The sequence below is a fragment of the Psychrobacter sp. W2-37-MNA-CIBAN-0211 genome, assembly GCF_040309405.1.
Taxonomy (GTDB): Bacteria; Pseudomonadota; Gammaproteobacteria; order Pseudomonadales; family Moraxellaceae; genus Psychrobacter; species Psychrobacter glaciei.
In genome coordinates this window covers 23,979-41,774 of record NZ_JBEOOU010000008.1, presented here as the reverse complement: position 1 = coordinate 41,774, position 17,796 = coordinate 23,979, and the positions used below count along the sequence as shown (strand labels likewise).

Below are 17,796 nucleotides of genomic sequence, written 5' to 3'. Positions count from 1 at the left end.
TGCTGGCTGGCTATCCGTCATCAGCAAAAACGAGTTATTGATAAACTCTCAAAAATTTTATTATTATAGAAGTTATATTACTCTATATAAAAACGCCATCGTTCTATTGAGAGGTGAAGCTCAGTATTAAGTTTACTATTTAGACAGCGATGTAAATAGTGATGATATGGCTGATAGATTACCACAAATTGTCCATCATTCAGTGCTCTTGACGGTACAGACAGCGTGTACAAAAAGCATCGAATATCTAAAATAACAGCGCCAGCTTACTTAAGGCACAAAGTTAATCAGCTTAAACGGCAGTGCTTCCAAAATCTTGGTACAGCGGTTGCAATCGCCATACAAAAACAAGGCTGTCCATGCCATCTATGGCTTGAATTTTAAAATCTATCTACCATAATAAAGGAAGGCCATTCACTTGTTACTATCGATAAACTACATAATAATTTTACCGTCATTGTTGTCTCTACTCTCTAAAAGTATTACTGACTATTTTATCTATTACACCCATGCTTCTATCAATAAATAGGAATAGCATCGGGCTACCAATATAAGGATAATCGATTGACTGATTCCATGAGCCGCCGCATAAAGTTCGAATCATTGACCCCAGCACAGCTCAAAACCGTGCTTGGTGAATACAACAACCACATGAAATATATCCAAGAACGCCTCGATATCAAAATCAGCCAACGCCAAGGGGATTTTTGCCTGAGTGGTGATATCACTGGCGTTGAGCGTGGCGAACGTATCATTTATAAAATGGTCGATGAAGCTCAAAACTCAAAAGATATTAGCGCAGAAGAGCTGCACCTCATTATCCAGTCAAGCATCGCGCGCGATCAAGATAACGAGGCAGATGAGCAAGCTACTGCTGAAGAAAATGAGAACAACTTAGAAACCGCTAGTGAGTTCACCCCGATCAGCTTGCGCACGCGCAAAGGTAAAATCATTCCGCGCGGTGGCAATCAACAAAGTTATGTGAAAAACGTTTTGAGTTCTGATGTCTCGTTTGGTATTGGGCCTGCGGGTACGGGTAAGACGTATCTTGCTGTTGCCTGTGCGGTCGATATGATAGAGCGTAATGAGATTGAGCGTATTTTATTGGTGCGCCCTGCGGTAGAAGCAGGCGAAAAGCTAGGCTTTTTACCGGGTGACTTGTCACAAAAAATCGATCCCTACTTACGCCCGTTATACGATGCGTTATACGAGATGCTTGGCTTTGAAAAAGTCGGCAAAATGATTGAAAAGCAAATCATTGAAGTTGCACCACTTGCTTATATGCGTGGTCGTACTTTGAACAATTCGTTTGTTATTTTGGATGAAGCACAGAACACCACACCTGAGCAAATGAAAATGTTTTTGACACGCTTAGGTTTTGGCTCACGTGCGGTCATCACTGGTGACATTACTCAGGTCGATTTGCCACGCGGTACCAAATCAGGGCTGACGCAAGCGCTCGAAATTTTAAGCGGTATCGAAGAGATTCATATCACTAAATTCGATTCAAAAGATGTGGTACGCCATCAATTGGTACAACAAATCGTTGAAGCTTATGAAGTGTTTGACACTGAGCAGTTGATCCTAGAAGAAAAGCGCAAACAAGAACGCTTAGCTGAGCAAGAACGTAGACAAGCGATCAGCAACGCGACTGCTAAGTTATAAGTGAGAAGCTATGGCTGATAAATTGTAGCCGTAATGAAACGTTAAGCTTTAAAACATTAGCTTTCAAAACAATGAAAACCGGATTACTAAAGACAGTAGTTCGGTTTTTTATTAGGGCGTGTTATTTTTTAAAGGATAGAAAAATGAACCAAGCTAATGATAATAGTATGACTGAAACAGGTGCAACTAATCTGACCAGCGCAGATCTCAATGTCAGCGCGATTGACAGTATTGATGATAATTTGATTGATCGCTTTTATAGTGCAGATAATCTGTTACCAGTCATAATGGCAACGCTGAATTATATCGATGAACGTATTAACACTGGTATGACTCTGCCCTACTTTGCAGATATTGACTCTGAGCAATGGCAAGAGAAGCCAAAAGCACTCGATATATATATTACGGATGAGACAGAAGGACGCGAGTTGAATCTGGAAGCGCGTGGCAAAGATTATGCGACTAACATTTTATCCTACCCAAGCGATATGCCAGCTGCCATCATTGAGCTTATGCCAACGCTGCCACTTGGTGAGTTAATCATTTGTCATGAAGTCATGGTACGTGAGGCCGCCGAGCAAGACAAAACTGTCGCGCAGCATATTAGTCACCTATTGATACATGGTGTACTGCACTTATTAGGGTTTGATCATGAGCTTGGGCAAGCCGAGCAAGATGAGATGGAAAGCTTTGAGATTGAGATTTTGGCAGGCTTGAACCTACCAAATCCCTATATTTAAATATATGCGCTTTTACTCATTAGAGCTTTATGGACTAGTCTTTAGCCAATGGCAGTTTCTGCGCTTGCCCCATCTGATTAATCATATGATCTAAGCCTTTGACATGGACACTGCGCTGCGGGAATGGAATCTCAATTTTTTCATCATCAAGCGCATGTTTGAACTGCTCTAGTAGCTCGCATTGCATCGACCACCAGTCAGCATTGGTCGTCCAAACGTTTAAGGTTAAATCCACTGAATTATCACCCAAATTGGTCACTCGCACGATAGGCTCAGGATCAGTAAACGCCAATGCATTGTTTCTTGCGAGGCTTAGCATCACCTCTTTGGCAGTTTTTATATCGGCATCGTAGCCAATACCAACCGTAATATCGACGCGGCGATTGGGTAGCGCGGTATAGTTGACAACGGCTGACGTTGTGATATCGCTATTAGGAATGATGATATCGTGATTGTTAATGGTCGTTAAATGGGTATTGACCAAGCTAATCTCAGTCACCGTGCCGGTATAACTGCTGATCTGGACATAGTCACCGCGTACAAACGGGCGAAAAGTCACAATCATAATACCAGCGGCAAAGTTCGACAGCTGATCCTTTAGTGACAGACCAATGGCAACGGCGGCACCACCCAAGATAGCGACAACTGAGGTGGTTTGCACACCAACTTTGCTTAGCGCAGCCAAGGTAATCACGACCAGTAACACGCCATACAACAGACGGCTCAAAAATCCAGCGACTGTCTCATCTAGATGGCTACGCATCATAAGACGATTAGAGAAAGCGACCGCCTTTTTGGCCAGCCAGCGTCCGATGATGAATATGAGTATTGCCAAAGCCACTTTGATGACTAACTCTATTGCAGTGCTGGTTAGCGTGGCCACATCTATTGTAAAACCTAAAAATTCCATAATGACTCTTTATTCTATCGCTGTATTTTATGAATTTGGGTGTCTGCTATTAGGGATTCGAACTGATTCTTGTTATCTTAACTTGTTATCCTAATAAGTCACATCTACTTTGTCACTATAACGGTAGGTACGTATCAAACGCAACTCGACTATATCATGCATGTCTTTAGTGAACTTACCAAAGGGCGCTGCTTGCCGTACTGACTGCTTAGCAGCTTCGTCCAATATTGTAGAATCTGAGCTTTCAAGCAGGCGAATGGCTTTAATATTACCGTCATGACTAATAATGACCATGAGGCGCACTTCACCCGTAATACCTTGCGCACGCGCTTGAGCAGGATATTGTAAATTACCAACGCGCTCGACGTGTTCACGAAAAGTATTGATATAGTCAGCGGCTGCACCACGCGTCGTTGAATTACTATCGACCGTCACTACTTTCGACTTGGTTGCATAGAGCTGCTGACGCTGAGACAGTTGCGCCTCTAGGGTGGCAATTTGCTTACGCAGTCGCTCTTCTTGCGCCATGAGATCATCTTTTACTTGCTTACTGTCATTATCAGACTCTACCGTAGCCTGTCGCCAGCTTAGCGTGGTACGCAGGTAGCTCTCTTGATAGCGTTGCTGGCGAACTTGACGCTGCAAACTGATCACGTCTTGGGTTTCACTCATCTGCTCAGCAGACAATGGACTGCTCTGATCGGTCTCTTGCCTCAAAAGCTCACGTACCGTACCACCACCCTCTTGTGAAGCATTGGCAATAAAATGGGCATCTTCATTTGGCTGCATATTATCGGCTAGCGCCTTAGCCACATCTTGCATCATCGCTGCAGGATCTTTGCCCATAGAAAAGCTAATACCAAAAATAATCAACGCATGCACGGCTACCGCGATGGCAATAGCAACAGGCAAACTAATATCACGCTTGGGTGCTTGCGCTGAAAAGTGGTAGCTTTGTGAGTCTTTAATATAGGCCACAATTGGTCTCAGCTTCTGGATATGAGCTTATAAGTGTAAAAGCAGCAGACAATACGCTGAATAAAATTAAGGCGCGTTATCTGTGGCACATGTCGGCGCTATCATAACATGACATATAATTATGTCGCTAGCATAACCGTGGCTGACCAACCTTATGCCACCTATGCATCATTTCGCGGTACTAAGGTTATCAACACACCCTAGTCGCATAGCAAAAATAACCTCACAAGATTATGTGATTGGTTCATTGATGTTAAGTATGCTTATCAAATGAATACCGACAAAACGCATGTGTTCATTTTGCATGCTTCTGTTTTGTTATATACTGTTTCTAATGACAACATTATCAACTATTAGATATTACCCTATCAAGCATGACTTTTTCATTTGTGTTTGCTAAGGCAATACCTAGCACTCGGCGAGCTTAGTAAAAAATGCTGTAACCAAGCAAGTTCCATGGCGTCGTGTTTTTTGATTACTATTAGTATGCCTGACAACTAAAAAACCATCATTGACCATCCATACTTCATAAACGATTCTTTGCGTCGCCTTTGATGTTGCTGCCCTATATTTATAAGGATAATAAGTTTGAGTGATTTTGATAACGTGAATAATTCAGACAGTTTTGATGACTTTTTCGATAGTATCGGCTATCGTTTTGACGAGTCATTCAGCGATGGTTGGGATCGCATAACCCAAACCATCAAGAACCTATATGATAGAACGACTGATAAACTTGAAGATGAGCTGTCTCTGCCAGTCGCTCAGAGCTATGTCAATGATGCTCTGCAAAAGTTCGTGACCGACAATGTCAAAGCCATCTTAGAGCTGCGTGTTGAGATGCATGATGATTGGTTTCGCTTGTACTGCACCATCAACGTGTCCGGTATTTATGTAGAAATCGCCAGTAATTTCAGTTTGGTTCATGTGCAACTTGATCGTAATGTACAGCGCTTTGTGTTTGGGCAACAAACTTATACCGATGTGCTTAACTTACGCTGTGAGTCATTTATCAAACGTCAAGGCGTCAAGCTGTTCATTTGGTTCTACCATCGCATCCTAAAAAAAGATCCTTTGGGTTTTATTTTGTCTTATATCAATATCGCGCGCGCAAAAGATGAAGTTATTTATCTTGATATCAATCGCTGGCTAAAAAAGAACAAAAAAATCATGAGTGCTTTGCATAAGGTACAAGTGAATTATGGCGAAATTGAAGAAGAGCAAATGATTTTGAAAACGCAAATCAATTATCGCGATCTATTGGCAGCGAGCAGCAACGAGGATATCATTGGCGACGATGATGAGCCTGAACTCATGCAAGGTCCAATCAACCCGATTGATGATGCCACCGAACCGAGTCAAGTTTAGAACCCACTATAGTCAAAATATCCTAAAAACGCGACGGTATTGCTGATATCAATTTTTTGTCGCCTCTGTCTGCACAGGCACAGCAAGCAAGCAAGAAAAATTGATATCAGCAGTGCGTGACGTATCGATATTACTTTTCACTGACTATACTTTTAGCTCATAAAAAAACGCTGACTCTTGGAGACTATGGTCTTTTAAGAGTCAGCGTTTTTGTTTTTATCGAGCCAATTTTCATTAGCATAAAGAGATAAGACGACTACCAGTAGTTTTCTACCGCAATATTGCCCTCACCGCGACGATTCATCACCAACCCTAATGACTTTAGCGTCTCTTTGGTATCCTCTACCATGTCTGGATTGCCGCACAGCATGACATGCGTGCTATCAGTGTCTAACGCTATGCCCGCTCGCTCTTGTAGCGTGCCGTCTAATAGCAGTTTTGATAGACGCTCTGTCAGTGCGCCCTCAACTGGCTCACGAGTAACAATAGGAATGAAGATTAATTTGGCTGGATTATCTACTAACGTGCCAAAGTCTTCTTGTAGACTTTCTATCTTATCCACATAAGCCAGCTCTTCTATCGACCGCGCACTATAGGCTAATACAATGTGCTCGTAGTCCTGCCATGTTTGCAAGTCTTGTAGCATGGATAAAAACGGTGCGAGGCCAGTACCTGTTGCGAGCAGCCATAAATCCTTGGGCAATGGTTTTTGATAACGCGCTAAGGTTAAAAAACCAAACGGCATCGTATTGAGTAATAGCTCATCGCCCACTTGTAAATGTTGCAGCTGCGAAGTAAACGCACCATCAGGAATGACGATAGAGAAAAACTCTAATACCTCGTCAAAGGGAGAAGAAATAATCGAATAAGCACGAAAAATATCTTCATTTAATGCAGCATCAGATACATCGCTAGAGGCCTCATCTTGCTGCTGATAATACTGTAATTGACTCGGGTTGACGCCCAAACGTACAAATTGCCCCGCTGTAAATTTAAAGCTGGCAGGACGGCTGACGGTAAAGCTAAACAGATTCGGTGTCCAAGTGGTCTTACTCAGAACAGTTACGGTTTGGATATTGTCACTCATAATCATTCGTCACTTATACTTTATTAAATTTATTTTTATAAGAATTTAAACAATAAAAAAAGATGCGCCAAGCTTATCATAAAGCTGGCGCATCTGGGTTTTCTAACCGTAACAGCAGATAAGCAGCACCATACAAATGCGGCGACTTATCTTATATTTATAATGGTATTACCATATACGTGCCAGACTTGCCCATTCAATCAGCGTGTTCGGCAAGATACCAAAGAAGACTATCATCGCAGTCACTGCAATCACCATAATACCACCGGTGCGAATGCCCCATTGCCCAGAAACATCAAACTCAATGAATTGCTTAGGACGTTTGAACAGCGTAAGTAAGACACGTAAATAATAGAATAAGCCAATCGCACTACCTAAGATAATCATCGCTGCTAAGAACCAATTGGCTCCTTGTACAGCAGCTAATATGGCAAATAACTTAGTGATAAAGCCTGCCGTTAGTGGAATGCCAGCCAATGACAACATCATAATGGTCATGACAGCAGTCAACACTGGACGACGCCAAAACAGTCCTTGATAGTGGGTCAGCTCATCCGCTTCACCAGCCAAGCGATACGGGCTCGACATCAAGGTTACGACACCAAAGGCACCGATAGAGGTAAAGGCATAAACCGCCATATACATGCTAGAGATACTATCTGCGGCTGAACCAATACTGACGATCACGATCAGCACATAACCCATATGCGCAATTGAAGAATAACCCAATAGACGTTTGAGGCTGGTTTGACGAACCGCCAACAAGTTACCTGCCAAAATCGATAAGGTCGCCATGACCATCAATAGCATTTGTACCGACGGCAACGCCAATAAAGAGGTATCGATTAAGAATCGAACCGCCAATGCCATCATAGCAACTTTGGATACTGAGGCTAAAAAAGTCGCGATAGGTGCAGGTGCGCCTTCGTAAACATCGGGTGTCCACATATGAAATGGTGCTGCTGACAGTTTAAAGGCAATGCCGAACATCATCATTGCCGCGCCAAGTATTAATAATGGCGACTCAAATACATCGACCAGCATGATGCTAATCGGCTTGAAAGCCAGTGAGCCAACTTGTGCATAGATAAAGGCCATGCCCATCAGCAAGGTGGCCGATGCCGTCGCTGACAGTACCAAATACTTAAGCCCTGACTCCAGCGAGCGGTTGCGCATGTAAGTATAAGACAGCAGACCGTACAATGGTACTGAGAGCAGCTCTAAGCTCATAAAGAACGATGCCATATGCTGAGCACACACCATGAGCAGCGCGCCCGTGGTCGATAGCAGCATCAGCAAATACAACTCGTCTTTATTGTCTTTAAAATCGGCCAAATAGGCGTAAGATAAAGTACAACAAGCCAGCGCACAGATCAGTATTACCACCATATTGAACTGCGCGAAGTTATCAATCACAAAAAGCTGTTCAGCGATTGGCAACTCCGAGCCACTGGTGATTATGCCTGCCATTTGCCCAATTAAAGTAAACAGAGCAATGTTTAGGCCGACGACCGTAATAGTACCCGTCACAATATGTGAGCGTTTAATAGTGATGGCGATCATTACCAGCAATACCGTAATGACGACGGCAATGATCGGTGCATAAGGCATCAGTCCCATCAAATCATTCATCGTAAATTCATTCATGACTTAACGTGCCTCCATTGCATCAAGCAGCTGTGATGCATCTACTTGTGTCACTTGACTATATATATAGGCATTATTGATCCACTGCATAGCGTGGCTTGAGGTATCAAGGAACGGCTGTGGATACAGTCCGAGCCAGACCAAACCAGCGGCCAACATCAGTAATAACGACAGCTCACGTTTGCCTAAATCTTTTAATTTGCGGTTCGGCAAACCGTGTGACTTGGTCTCGCGCATGGCCAATGCTTCAATATTATTGGTACCAAATAATGCACGATGGATCAAGATCAGCGAGTACAATCCTGCCAATACCAAGCTGAAAGTGGCTAATACCACAAACACGGGATACTGGGCAAATGCACCTAGTAAAATCATGAACTCACCGATGAAGTTCCCTGTACCTGGGATACCCAATAAGGCGGCACAGAAGAACATCAGTATGGGTGCATAGTAGCGGAATTGTCCCCACATGCCGCCCATCAAGGTTAAATCACGAGTATGTAGACGCTCGTATAACTGCCCTGCCATGATGAACAATGCTGCCGAACTTAAGCCGTGCGCTAACATCTGAATCATCAAACCTTGCAAGCTGAGTAAGCTGCCAGCATAGATTGCCAAGACCACAAAACCCATGTGCGAGATACTGGTATAAGCCAGCAAACGCTTCATATCGGTTTGCATAAAGGCCAACCAAGCACCATAGAAGATGCCAATCGTACCTAAAGTCATCGCAATCGGCGCAAAATCTTGTGATGCTGCTGGGAATAACGGTAAGACAAAACGAATCAAACCATAAGCAGCTGTCTTAATCAGTACCCCTGCCAAATCAACCGAACCAGCCGTTGGTGCCTGCGCATGCGCGTCAGGTAGCCAGCCATGAAAAGGAACAATCGGCAGCTTGACCGCAAAGCCAATAAAGAAGCATAGCATGATGGGGTATTCCCAACCGCCGAGCGACGTACCGAGCAAATCATTGTAATTAAAGCTGACCACGCCTTTTTGCGCGTAGCTGATAATGACCAATACCAATATGCCAATGAGCATGATAAGCCCAGACGCTTGGGTATAGATGAAGAACTTGGTTGCCGCGTATTCTTTGGTCTTGCCACCGACCACATCATGACCCCAAATGGCGATCAAGAAATAGATAGGAACCAGCATCATCTCCCAAAAGAAGAAGAACAAAAACAGATCAATGGCTAAGAAAACACCGATGACACCGCCCAAGCTCCATAGCAAGTTCAGATGGAAGAAACCAACACGACGTTGGATCTCATTCCACGAACAGGCAACCGCTGCAATACCCAGTAGACCGGTTAAGGCCACCATCATGAGCGACAAGCCATCTAAGGCTAAATGAAAGCTAATACCAAAAGTCGGTATCCACGGCACACTAAATTCAGCGACCCAAGGCACAGCCGAATCTGGTGCAATCACCTGTTTGCTCATACCGCCAAAATCACCGTATTGCCACAGTACCAGTGACAATACAAAGGTCAACGTCATACCGATTAAAGCAATCCAGCGCGGCAGACGTTTATTAACTCGCTCTACCAACCAACATAGCAATCCTGCAATAAACGGAATCGCAATCAATGCTGGTAGCATCCACGTTTGTTGTAACTCTATCATCTTATACCACCGTCATCATTACCAGCACCAGCAATACAGCAATACCCAAGCCAAAGCTTGTAGCGTAGCCTCGAAGTGACCCTGTTTGCGTCGCAGACAATATCTTATTACCTGCTGAAGCCAGCTTAGGTAATAAAAGCCACGTTTTATCAACAGGATCGGCTTTAAATAAGCGGCCGATGAACAAAAAGGGTTTTACAAAAATTATATCGTATAGCGCGTCAAAGCCTAGACCGTGATAGCACCAGTGATATAGCGCACCACCAATACGTGAGCGCTTAAAGCTGGTGAGTAGACGACCTTTATCCACGACATATAATAGTGCCGCCAATATCAAACCTGCCGCCATTGCACCCATCGCGATATACTCTGCGGTGTGCTTGGCATGCGCTTGACCAGCAACTTCTAATAAATGACCAACGCTCTCTGGCAGCACCCCTTGCAATGGTGGCGTAATCAATGCGCCAACCGCAGTTGATAACACCAGCAATACAGTCAGCGGCAACCAATAAGATATCCCTGACAACTTGTGCGCAGGCGTTTTTTCTTCGCCAAAGAATATGATCCAAATCATACGGAACGTATAAAGTGCCGTTAAGAAAGCACCGAATACACCCATATAAAATAAGACCATGTGACCGGTTGCATAGGTCTCCCAAAGAATCGCTTCTTTAGAATAGAAACCAACGGTGACCCAAGGTATCGCTGCAAGTGCACCGCCACCAACGATATAACACCAAAATACCAACGGTATCTTTTTACGTAAGCCGCCCATCTTAAAGATGTTTTGCTCATGGTGTACTGCAAGAATGACCGCACCTGATGACAAGAATAACAAGGCTTTAAAGAAAGCATGCGTCATCAAATGGAAGATCGCACCTTGCCAAGCACCCACGCCGAGCGCTAGGAACATATAGCCAATTTGGCTCATGGTTGAATAGGCAAGGATACGTTTAATATCAGTTTGCGCCAGCGCACAGAATCCAGCAACGACTAACGTCAATGCCCCTACACCACCGACCCAATACAATAAGATACCAGGCGTCAGCTCAAACAATGGATGTAGACGGGCGATTAAATAAACACCCGCTGTTACCATTGTCGCGGCATGAATCAGCGCTGATACTGGTGTCGGACCTGCCATCGCATCAGCAAGCCAAGTATGTAATGGCAACTGGGCTGATTTACCCATCGCGCCGCCGACCAACATCATGGTGGTTAGCATCATCGTTGGATTATTAATATCAAAGACTTCTGGCGCGCGCGTAATAATGTCTTGAATATTAAGCGTACCAAATTCACGGAACAATAAAAACAAACCAAACGCTAAGAACACATCACCAACACGCGTGACCGTAAAGGCTTTCATCGCTGCGCGACCATTGGCTCTATCATGATAATAAAAACCAATCAAAAGGTAAGAACAGATACCCACGCCTTCCCAACCGAGATAAAGCAAAAATAAATTGTCCGCCAATACCAGCAATAGCATGCTGGCGACGAACAAGTTCATATAGCTAAAGAAACGGGCAAAGCCAGTGTCGCCTTTCATATACCAAGCGGCAAACAGATGGATTAAAAAACCAATCCCAGTGATAACACCAGTCATGGTCAATGCAAGACCATCAAAGCTCAAACCGAAATGTGGCGCAAAATCGCCAACTTGGAACCATGTCCACAGCGGAACCTCAATTATCGTCCCAGCTGGATTGGTGGTTAAAAAGATATAGCTAACCACTAGCGTGCATAATGCTGATAACAGCATGCTACCCACGCCAACAATCGCTGCGACCGTTTCTGATAATTTGTCGCGCATAAAGGCTAAAATCAAAAAGCCAATGAGCGGGAATATAAAGGTTAATGGTAATAAACTCATGACATCATCCTTTCATCTCATTGGCGCTATCGACATCGAGATGCCCACGCTGATGATAAAAACGCAATAATATTGCCAGACCAATTGACGCTTCAGCTGCTGCCAACGTCAAAATAAAGATAAACATAATTTGTCCGTCTGGATCGACCCAGCGACTACCTGCCACTACAAATGCCAATGCTGCCGCATTCATCATGATCTCAAGACTCATTAGCATAAATAGGAAGTTACGTCGTACCATGACGCCGCATAGACCAATGGCAAATAAAATTCCTGCCAAAATCAGTCCATGGCTCATGGGTATCATACCCAGTACATTTTGCGCCTCAGAAACCGGCTGTACTAAGCCTGCCACCTCGTGGGCAAACGGCACGTTTGACACATCTTGTGCCACGCTTGCTGCTAGTACCATTAGTCTGACTCCTTGCGCGTGACTTTGTTCGCACCTGTTTTCATACCTACATAGTCATGCGGGTCAACATCTTTATATTCGTAGGGTTTAGCCATTTTTACCGCATCATATTCTGTATGAGTGCTTTCGTTATCGTATTGCTTGATACTGCCCACACTAGGCTTAAAGTCTTGACTGTCATTACCGACAATTTCATCATCAGATGACTCTTTACCCACATGATAAGCAGCGACTAGCGCCGCTAGTAGTAGCAACGCTGCTACTTCGACCAGCATAATGTATTTGGTAAATAACACCGTACCTACTGCTTTGGCAGAGATAGTCGTGCCACCCATCATGACCGCTTCATCATGGTTGAGGCCAATCATCGCGTATAGCACAACTGCAATGATTATTGTCAATCCTGTCGGTATCGCCCAAGTGCCTGCATCGAGCCAACGCTCTTCGCGCTCGTCATTACTCATGCCCAAGTTCAGCATCATAATGACAAAGACAAATAGCACCATAATGGCACCTGCATAGACAACGATCTCTAACGCACCAGCAAATGGCGCGCCTAGTACAAAAAATATCCCTGCGATTGCCAGTAACGACACAATCATCGATAAGATAGCATGCACTGGATTGGCCTGAGTCACTACTCGCAAACTGGCAAATATGGCCACTGCAGCAAGTGAATAAAACCCAGCCAGTTCAGGATGGTTCAAAATATTCATCATGGCAGCAAGCTCCTTAGATCAATCGGTGCAGCTTCGTTTTGTGCCGCGCCTTTTGGTTTGTCCGCGACTGCCATACCCGTCACACGATAATAGTTATAATCGGGATACTTACCCGGTCCTGAAATGAGCAAATGCTCTTTTTCATAGACCAAATCTTGGCGCTTATATTCACCCAGCTCAAAATCGGGCGTCATTTGAATCGCTGTTGTCGGACAGGCTTCTTCACATAAGCCGCAAAAGATACAGCGCGAGAAGTTAATTCGGAAAAACTCCGGATACCAGCGACCGTCTTCACGTTCCGCTTTCTGTAATGAGATACAGCCGACCGGACATGCCACGGCGCATAAGTTACAAGCAACGCAGCGCTCATCACCATCAGGGTCGCGAGACAATATGATGCGTCCACGAAAGCGCGGTGGTACAGGTACGGGCTCTTCAGGATAAAGAATGGTGTCACGCGGTCTAATCGCATGGCTATTGACCATCCACATGCTGCGGACAATGGTAAATAGGCCAATGACGATCTTTTTTATGCTAGTAAACATGGGATTATTATCCTTATCAGCTTTACCCTAGTTCATCAATGATGGCTAGTAATGATTACAACGTTGGCGAAAAGATCAAAATGACTGCGGCAGTAACCAATAAATTAATCAACGTTACCGGCAGGCAGACTTTCCAGCCAAAGTTCATCACCTGATCATAGCGCGGACGCATGAGTGAGCCTCGAGCCAAAATAAACATGGTCATAAAGAACAGCGTCTTAATCATGAACCAAAAAGCTGGTGGAATAAATGGAATATCTAAATTAAAAGGCGCAAGCCAACCACCAAAGAACAGACAAGTCATCAATGCTGAAATCAATACGACGTTGACATATTCCCCAATAAAGAACATCCCGAACTTCATGCCAGAATATTCGACATGATAGCCTTCGGCAAGCTCTTGCTCTGCTTCTGGTTGATCAAATGGATGCCTATGCGTAACAGCCACACCAGCGACCACAAAGGTCAAAAATCCAAAAAACTGCGGAATGATATACCAGCCGTCAATTTGTGACTCGACAATCTCACGTAAATTAAAAGAACCGGTCAAGGCGACGACGCCCATCAACGACAAACCTAAGAAGACTTCATAGCTGATGGTTTGCGCCGCTGAACGTAAGCCACCCAATAACGAGAACTTGTTAGCAGATGCCCAACCACCGAACATCACTGCATAGACAGCAATACCGGCCATGGCAAAGAAGAACAGAATACCAATATCCCAATCAGCCACACCAAATGTTGGTGAGATAGGAATAATGGCAAATGAAGCCAATGCGGTAAACATTGCGACCGCAGGTGCCAAGGTAAACATAAACTTATCGGTGAAATTTGGTGTCCAATCTTCCTTAAAGAAGATTTTGAGCATATCTGCGACCAGCTGCAATGAGCCAAAAGGCCCAACTCGGTTTGGACCGTAACGGTCTTGCCATAAGGCCAGCATGCGGCGCTCATAGACAATCATCATAGCGGCAACGATGACCACTACTAAAAAGATGACCAGCGATTGGCTGACCAAAAAAAGAATAGACCAAGCATCAAAGCTCATGCTACTCGCCAAAAAGCTTGGCACATCAGGGATAATACGGGTAACTTGCATATTACACCTCCTGTGTGATGGTCGGCGCTGTATTCATTTGCGCGGCATTATTATCGTTCATGCCGTTTCCAGCATCATTATTTATCAAAGAACTATCGTCAGCCATACTACCCATCATGGTCACTGGCGCATCAACTTTACGTACCGACGCTGGCATCGATGGGTGAATGATGCTCACTTGCCCGACTGGGTAACCGATACAACCTTCCGCTAAATAACCGACTATTTGTACTGGCAAAGTGATTTGTTGCTTATCAATCTCAATCGCCAAGTAATCACCAGCAGCAATATTCCAGTCATTAGCATCATCCATACCGATACGCCATGCGGCAACAGGTAGTTGCTCAGCGACGATTGGACTACGTGAGGCCATCATTGAACTGGCGTAGATATTATAGATAGGCACTAGCTTCGCTTGGCCTTGCTGCATATCAGTCGTCGTCGCAGACATCGCTTCTGGCGCAACATATTGACGTGTTTCTAAACGTGCTAGCTGATCAAATAAGCGTACACCTGGATCGCCATTTTTCAGATGACCGCCGACTTTGTCTTGGTATTTGTTCCACGCTTGCGGTGAGTTCCAGCCTGCCGCATTGGCAAAAGGAATCATCGAGCTTGGTGTTTGTTTGCCGCTATAGCCTTCCATTGAGAAGGTTAAGCCAGTGTCTAAATCTTTTGGCTGCATCGGCTCATGGACTGATATCGGGGCACGCATAGCGGTACGACCTGAATAGCGGCGTGGCTGACGGGCAATTTTAAGACCCGTCATACGGTAATCAGCATCAGGCGCAGCGCCTTTGATACCAGCCAGTTTAGGATGCGTGGCAATCAACGCATTGATGACATCATCTAGCTGCGTCCAATCGACATCACGACCTTCGATGCTGCTATGCACTGCATGCAACCAGCGCCAGCCTTCTTTGATACTGCTCATCGGATGATAATATTCGTTATCATAGACTTGGAAGAAGCGCTGTGCACGGCCTTCAGCAGATATCAACGTACCGTCTGCTTCTGCAAAACTAGCCGCTGGCAATACGATATCGACATCTTTATGCCAATCAAGCAGCTGATGATCGAGTGCAATGACGGTTTTATCAGATAATAACTGCGTCAGTTTATTGGCATCGATGGCATCAGTCAGCTGATTTTCAGCGACGATAACCACATCGAAATCAGTCGCTAACAACTCTTCTACTGATTGACCGCCAAGCATGCAAACACCCATGCTATTAGCATCGGTAACCGTTAAGTAGATACCTGCTTGTGCCTGATACTTATTGTTTATCTCTTTCAGCTCAAGTTTTTCAGCAGGCTCACGCTCTATATCGTCCTGCACTTCTGTATTCACACCCGTTTCAGGCTTATTTGGTTTGGCTGATAGCTCTTGGTCTTCTTCAGGCTGATCGGTTTGTGCTTGTTGCGTTGCCGCATTGACTTTGGCGTTATGCGTCTCAACTTGATGCTGTTCAGTCGCTTTGATTGCCGAGCGTTTTTGCGTTAATGCCTGAGTAATCTGTGCAGCCGCTTCTATCAATGCGGTAGAAGACAAGCTGCTACCTGAGATGACCAGTGGCTTGTCTGCTTGAATCAAGTCATAAGCAATTTGCTGAGCCAACGCTTGCATACCGTCAGTATTAGCATCGACGTCAACATCTTGTTCAGCCGCTTGTGGATCTGCTATTTCTGCTAAATCATCAGCAAAGCTTGCAATCTCATCAGCCACTTTAAAGCCAAGTTTAGTAATGTCTTCAGGGGTCGCCACCACGCTTACTTTACTGATGTCTTCTAGCTTAGTTTGCGTTACATCAATGACATAGACTGGGCTTAGCGCATCTTGAGCGATACGTTTAACCGGTTCAGCAAGCCACGGCTGCGTTTGCAAAGCCGCTGCCATTTTCAGGCCTTCATTTTTTGCGGCTTGGCGTACTGATAGTGCAACACGTGATGAAGTTTGAGTGATATCTTCACCCAATACTAATACCGCATCATGGCTTTCAATGTCTGTCATGCTTGGGTTATAGATGCCTTCAGTGCTGAGCACTTCGATACATTTATTGACCAGTGCTTGCTGCTGATGGTTCAGACCTGTTGAGAAGTTATCAAAGCCAACGAGATTTTTTAGCGCAAAGTTAGTCTCTAGACTGGCGCGCGGTGAGCCGATACCGATGACTTTTTTATCTTTGATACGCTTGATGGTTTCATCAAGTGCATAGTCAATATTGATTTTGACATGCTTATCATTGATACGCTCAAGCGCTTGGGTTGGGCGATCGTCACGATTGACATAGCCATAACCAAAGCGACCACGGTCACATAAGAAATAGCGGTTTACTTCACCGTTATAGCGGTTTTCAATACGGCGCAATTCACCATATCGCTCGCCCGGTGAGATATTACAACCAGCCGAGCAGCCATGACAGATGCTAGGCGCATACTGCATGTCCCACTTACGGTTATAACGCTCTGAATGTGTTTTATCAGTGAAGACGCCTGTTGGGCAGACTTCCGTTAAGTTACCTGAGAATTCGCTTTCGAACTGACCATCTTTATCACGGCCAAAGTAGACACGATTGTTTGAGCCATAAACGCCCAAATCTTCGCCGCCTGCATAGTCTTTATAAAAACGTACACAGCGATAGCAAGCGATACAGCGGTTCATTTCATGTGCGATAAAGGGGCCAAGCTCTTGGTTATGATGCGTGCGCTTGGTAAAGCGATAACGACGACGACTATGACCTGACATATAAGTCATGTCTTGCAAATGACAATGGCCGCCCTCTTCACAAGTTGGGCAATCATGTGGATGGTTGGTCATCAGTAACTCAACCATCGACTTGCGAAATGCTTTGGCTTCGTCGTCAGTGACTGAGATGTACATGTCATCGCCAGGAGCGACCATACATGACATCACGAGACGACCGCGACCTGCTTCCATGTCTTCTTTGTTTTGGAATTGCTTGACCGCGCACTGACGGCACGAGCCTACTGAGCCAAGGGCTGGATGATAACAAAAATACGGCACATCAATGCCGAGTGATAAGCAGGCTTGTAGCAAGTTATCTGCGCTATCTACTTCGACAGTGGTTCCATCAATATGTATGACTGCCATGCCGCT

14 protein-coding genes are annotated in these 17,796 nt (G+C 44.8%); 3 read left to right on the top strand and 11 right to left on the bottom strand.

Features of this window, described 5'->3' with window-relative positions; all coding sequences use genetic code 11:
- The first annotated feature begins 576 nt into the window (after nucleotides 1-576).
- Entirely contained in the window at nucleotides 577-1,665 is a 1,089-nt protein-coding gene (locus AAEY72_RS09140) for a PhoH family protein (protein WP_352310328.1), read from the top strand.
- Between the two features lie 143 nt (nucleotides 1,666-1,808).
- The gene (ybeY, locus tag AAEY72_RS09135; RefSeq protein ID WP_352310277.1) at nucleotides 1,809-2,405 is read left to right on the top strand and encodes an rRNA maturation RNase YbeY; all 597 of its coding nucleotides are present in this window, start codon (nucleotides 1,809-1,811) and stop codon (nucleotides 2,403-2,405) included.
- A 34-nt stretch (nucleotides 2,406-2,439) separates the two neighbouring features.
- Here the strand turns inward: ybeY and AAEY72_RS09130 are convergent, their stop codons facing one another.
- Both AAEY72_RS09130 and AAEY72_RS09125 read right to left on the bottom strand, forming a co-directional pair.
- A complete protein-coding gene (locus AAEY72_RS09130; RefSeq protein ID WP_010198929.1) occupies nucleotides 2,440-3,315 on the bottom strand; it encodes a mechanosensitive ion channel family protein in 876 nt (291 codons plus the stop codon).
- Nucleotides 3,316-3,405: 90 nt separating this feature from the next.
- Nucleotides 3,406-4,293: an energy transducer TonB gene (locus AAEY72_RS09125; RefSeq protein ID WP_010198926.1), complete on the bottom strand. Its 888-nt coding sequence runs from the start codon at nucleotides 4,291-4,293 to the stop codon at nucleotides 3,406-3,408.
- A gap of 588 nt (nucleotides 4,294-4,881) precedes the next feature.
- Here AAEY72_RS09125 and AAEY72_RS09120 point away from each other — a divergent pair.
- Nucleotides 4,882-5,661: a hypothetical protein gene (locus AAEY72_RS09120; RefSeq protein WP_352310276.1), complete on the top strand. Its 780-nt coding sequence runs from the start codon at nucleotides 4,882-4,884 to the stop codon at nucleotides 5,659-5,661.
- Between the two features lie 256 nt (nucleotides 5,662-5,917).
- Here the strand turns inward: AAEY72_RS09120 and AAEY72_RS09115 are convergent, their stop codons facing one another.
- The 9 genes from AAEY72_RS09115 to nuoG all read right to left on the bottom strand — a co-directional run bounded on the left by AAEY72_RS09115 (nucleotide 5,918) and on the right by nuoG (nucleotide 17,790).
- Complete coding sequence (locus AAEY72_RS09115; RefSeq protein WP_502945361.1) at nucleotides 5,918-6,751, bottom strand: ferredoxin--NADP reductase; 834 nt, start codon at nucleotides 6,749-6,751, stop codon at nucleotides 5,918-5,920.
- A 165-nt stretch (nucleotides 6,752-6,916) separates the two neighbouring features.
- On the bottom strand, nucleotides 6,917-8,395 hold the full coding sequence (locus AAEY72_RS09110; protein WP_010198916.1) for an NADH-quinone oxidoreductase subunit N: 1,479 nt from the start codon (nucleotides 8,393-8,395) through the stop codon (nucleotides 6,917-6,919).
- A 3-nt stretch (nucleotides 8,396-8,398) separates the two neighbouring features.
- Nucleotides 8,399-10,027 carry an NADH-quinone oxidoreductase subunit M gene (gene nuoM, locus AAEY72_RS09105; RefSeq protein ID WP_010198913.1) on the bottom strand — a complete coding sequence of 543 codons (1,629 nt, stop codon included), beginning with the start codon at nucleotides 10,025-10,027 and terminating at the stop codon, nucleotides 8,399-8,401.
- A gap of 1 nt (nucleotide 10,028) precedes the next feature.
- Nucleotides 10,029-11,903 carry an NADH-quinone oxidoreductase subunit L gene (nuoL, locus tag AAEY72_RS09100; protein ID WP_352310274.1) on the bottom strand — a complete coding sequence of 625 codons (1,875 nt, stop codon included), beginning with the start codon at nucleotides 11,901-11,903 and terminating at the stop codon, nucleotides 10,029-10,031.
- 4 nt (nucleotides 11,904-11,907) lie between these two features.
- Nucleotides 11,908-12,216, bottom strand: coding sequence for an NADH-quinone oxidoreductase subunit NuoK (gene nuoK, locus AAEY72_RS09095; RefSeq protein ID WP_025653102.1), 309 nt, complete (start codon nucleotides 12,214-12,216; stop codon nucleotides 11,908-11,910).
- A gap of 98 nt (nucleotides 12,217-12,314) precedes the next feature.
- The gene (gene nuoJ / locus AAEY72_RS09090) at nucleotides 12,315-13,034 is read right to left on the bottom strand and encodes an NADH-quinone oxidoreductase subunit J (protein ID WP_352310273.1); all 720 of its coding nucleotides are present in this window, start codon (nucleotides 13,032-13,034) and stop codon (nucleotides 12,315-12,317) included.
- Nucleotides 13,031-13,579, bottom strand: a complete 549-nt coding sequence (gene nuoI / locus AAEY72_RS09085; protein WP_189586455.1) for an NADH-quinone oxidoreductase subunit NuoI — start codon at nucleotides 13,577-13,579, stop codon at nucleotides 13,031-13,033. Before nuoI ends, nuoJ begins: the two co-directional genes overlap by 4 nt.
- Before the next feature lie 55 nt (nucleotides 13,580-13,634).
- The gene (gene nuoH / locus AAEY72_RS09080) at nucleotides 13,635-14,627 is read right to left on the bottom strand and encodes an NADH-quinone oxidoreductase subunit NuoH (RefSeq protein WP_352310327.1); all 993 of its coding nucleotides are present in this window, start codon (nucleotides 14,625-14,627) and stop codon (nucleotides 13,635-13,637) included.
- A gap of 52 nt (nucleotides 14,628-14,679) precedes the next feature.
- Nucleotides 14,680-17,790 (bottom strand): NADH-quinone oxidoreductase subunit NuoG, encoded by a 3,111-nt coding sequence (gene nuoG / locus AAEY72_RS09075; protein WP_352310272.1) that lies wholly within the window; start codon nucleotides 17,788-17,790, stop codon nucleotides 14,680-14,682.
- Nucleotides 17,791-17,796 lie beyond the last annotated feature (6 nt).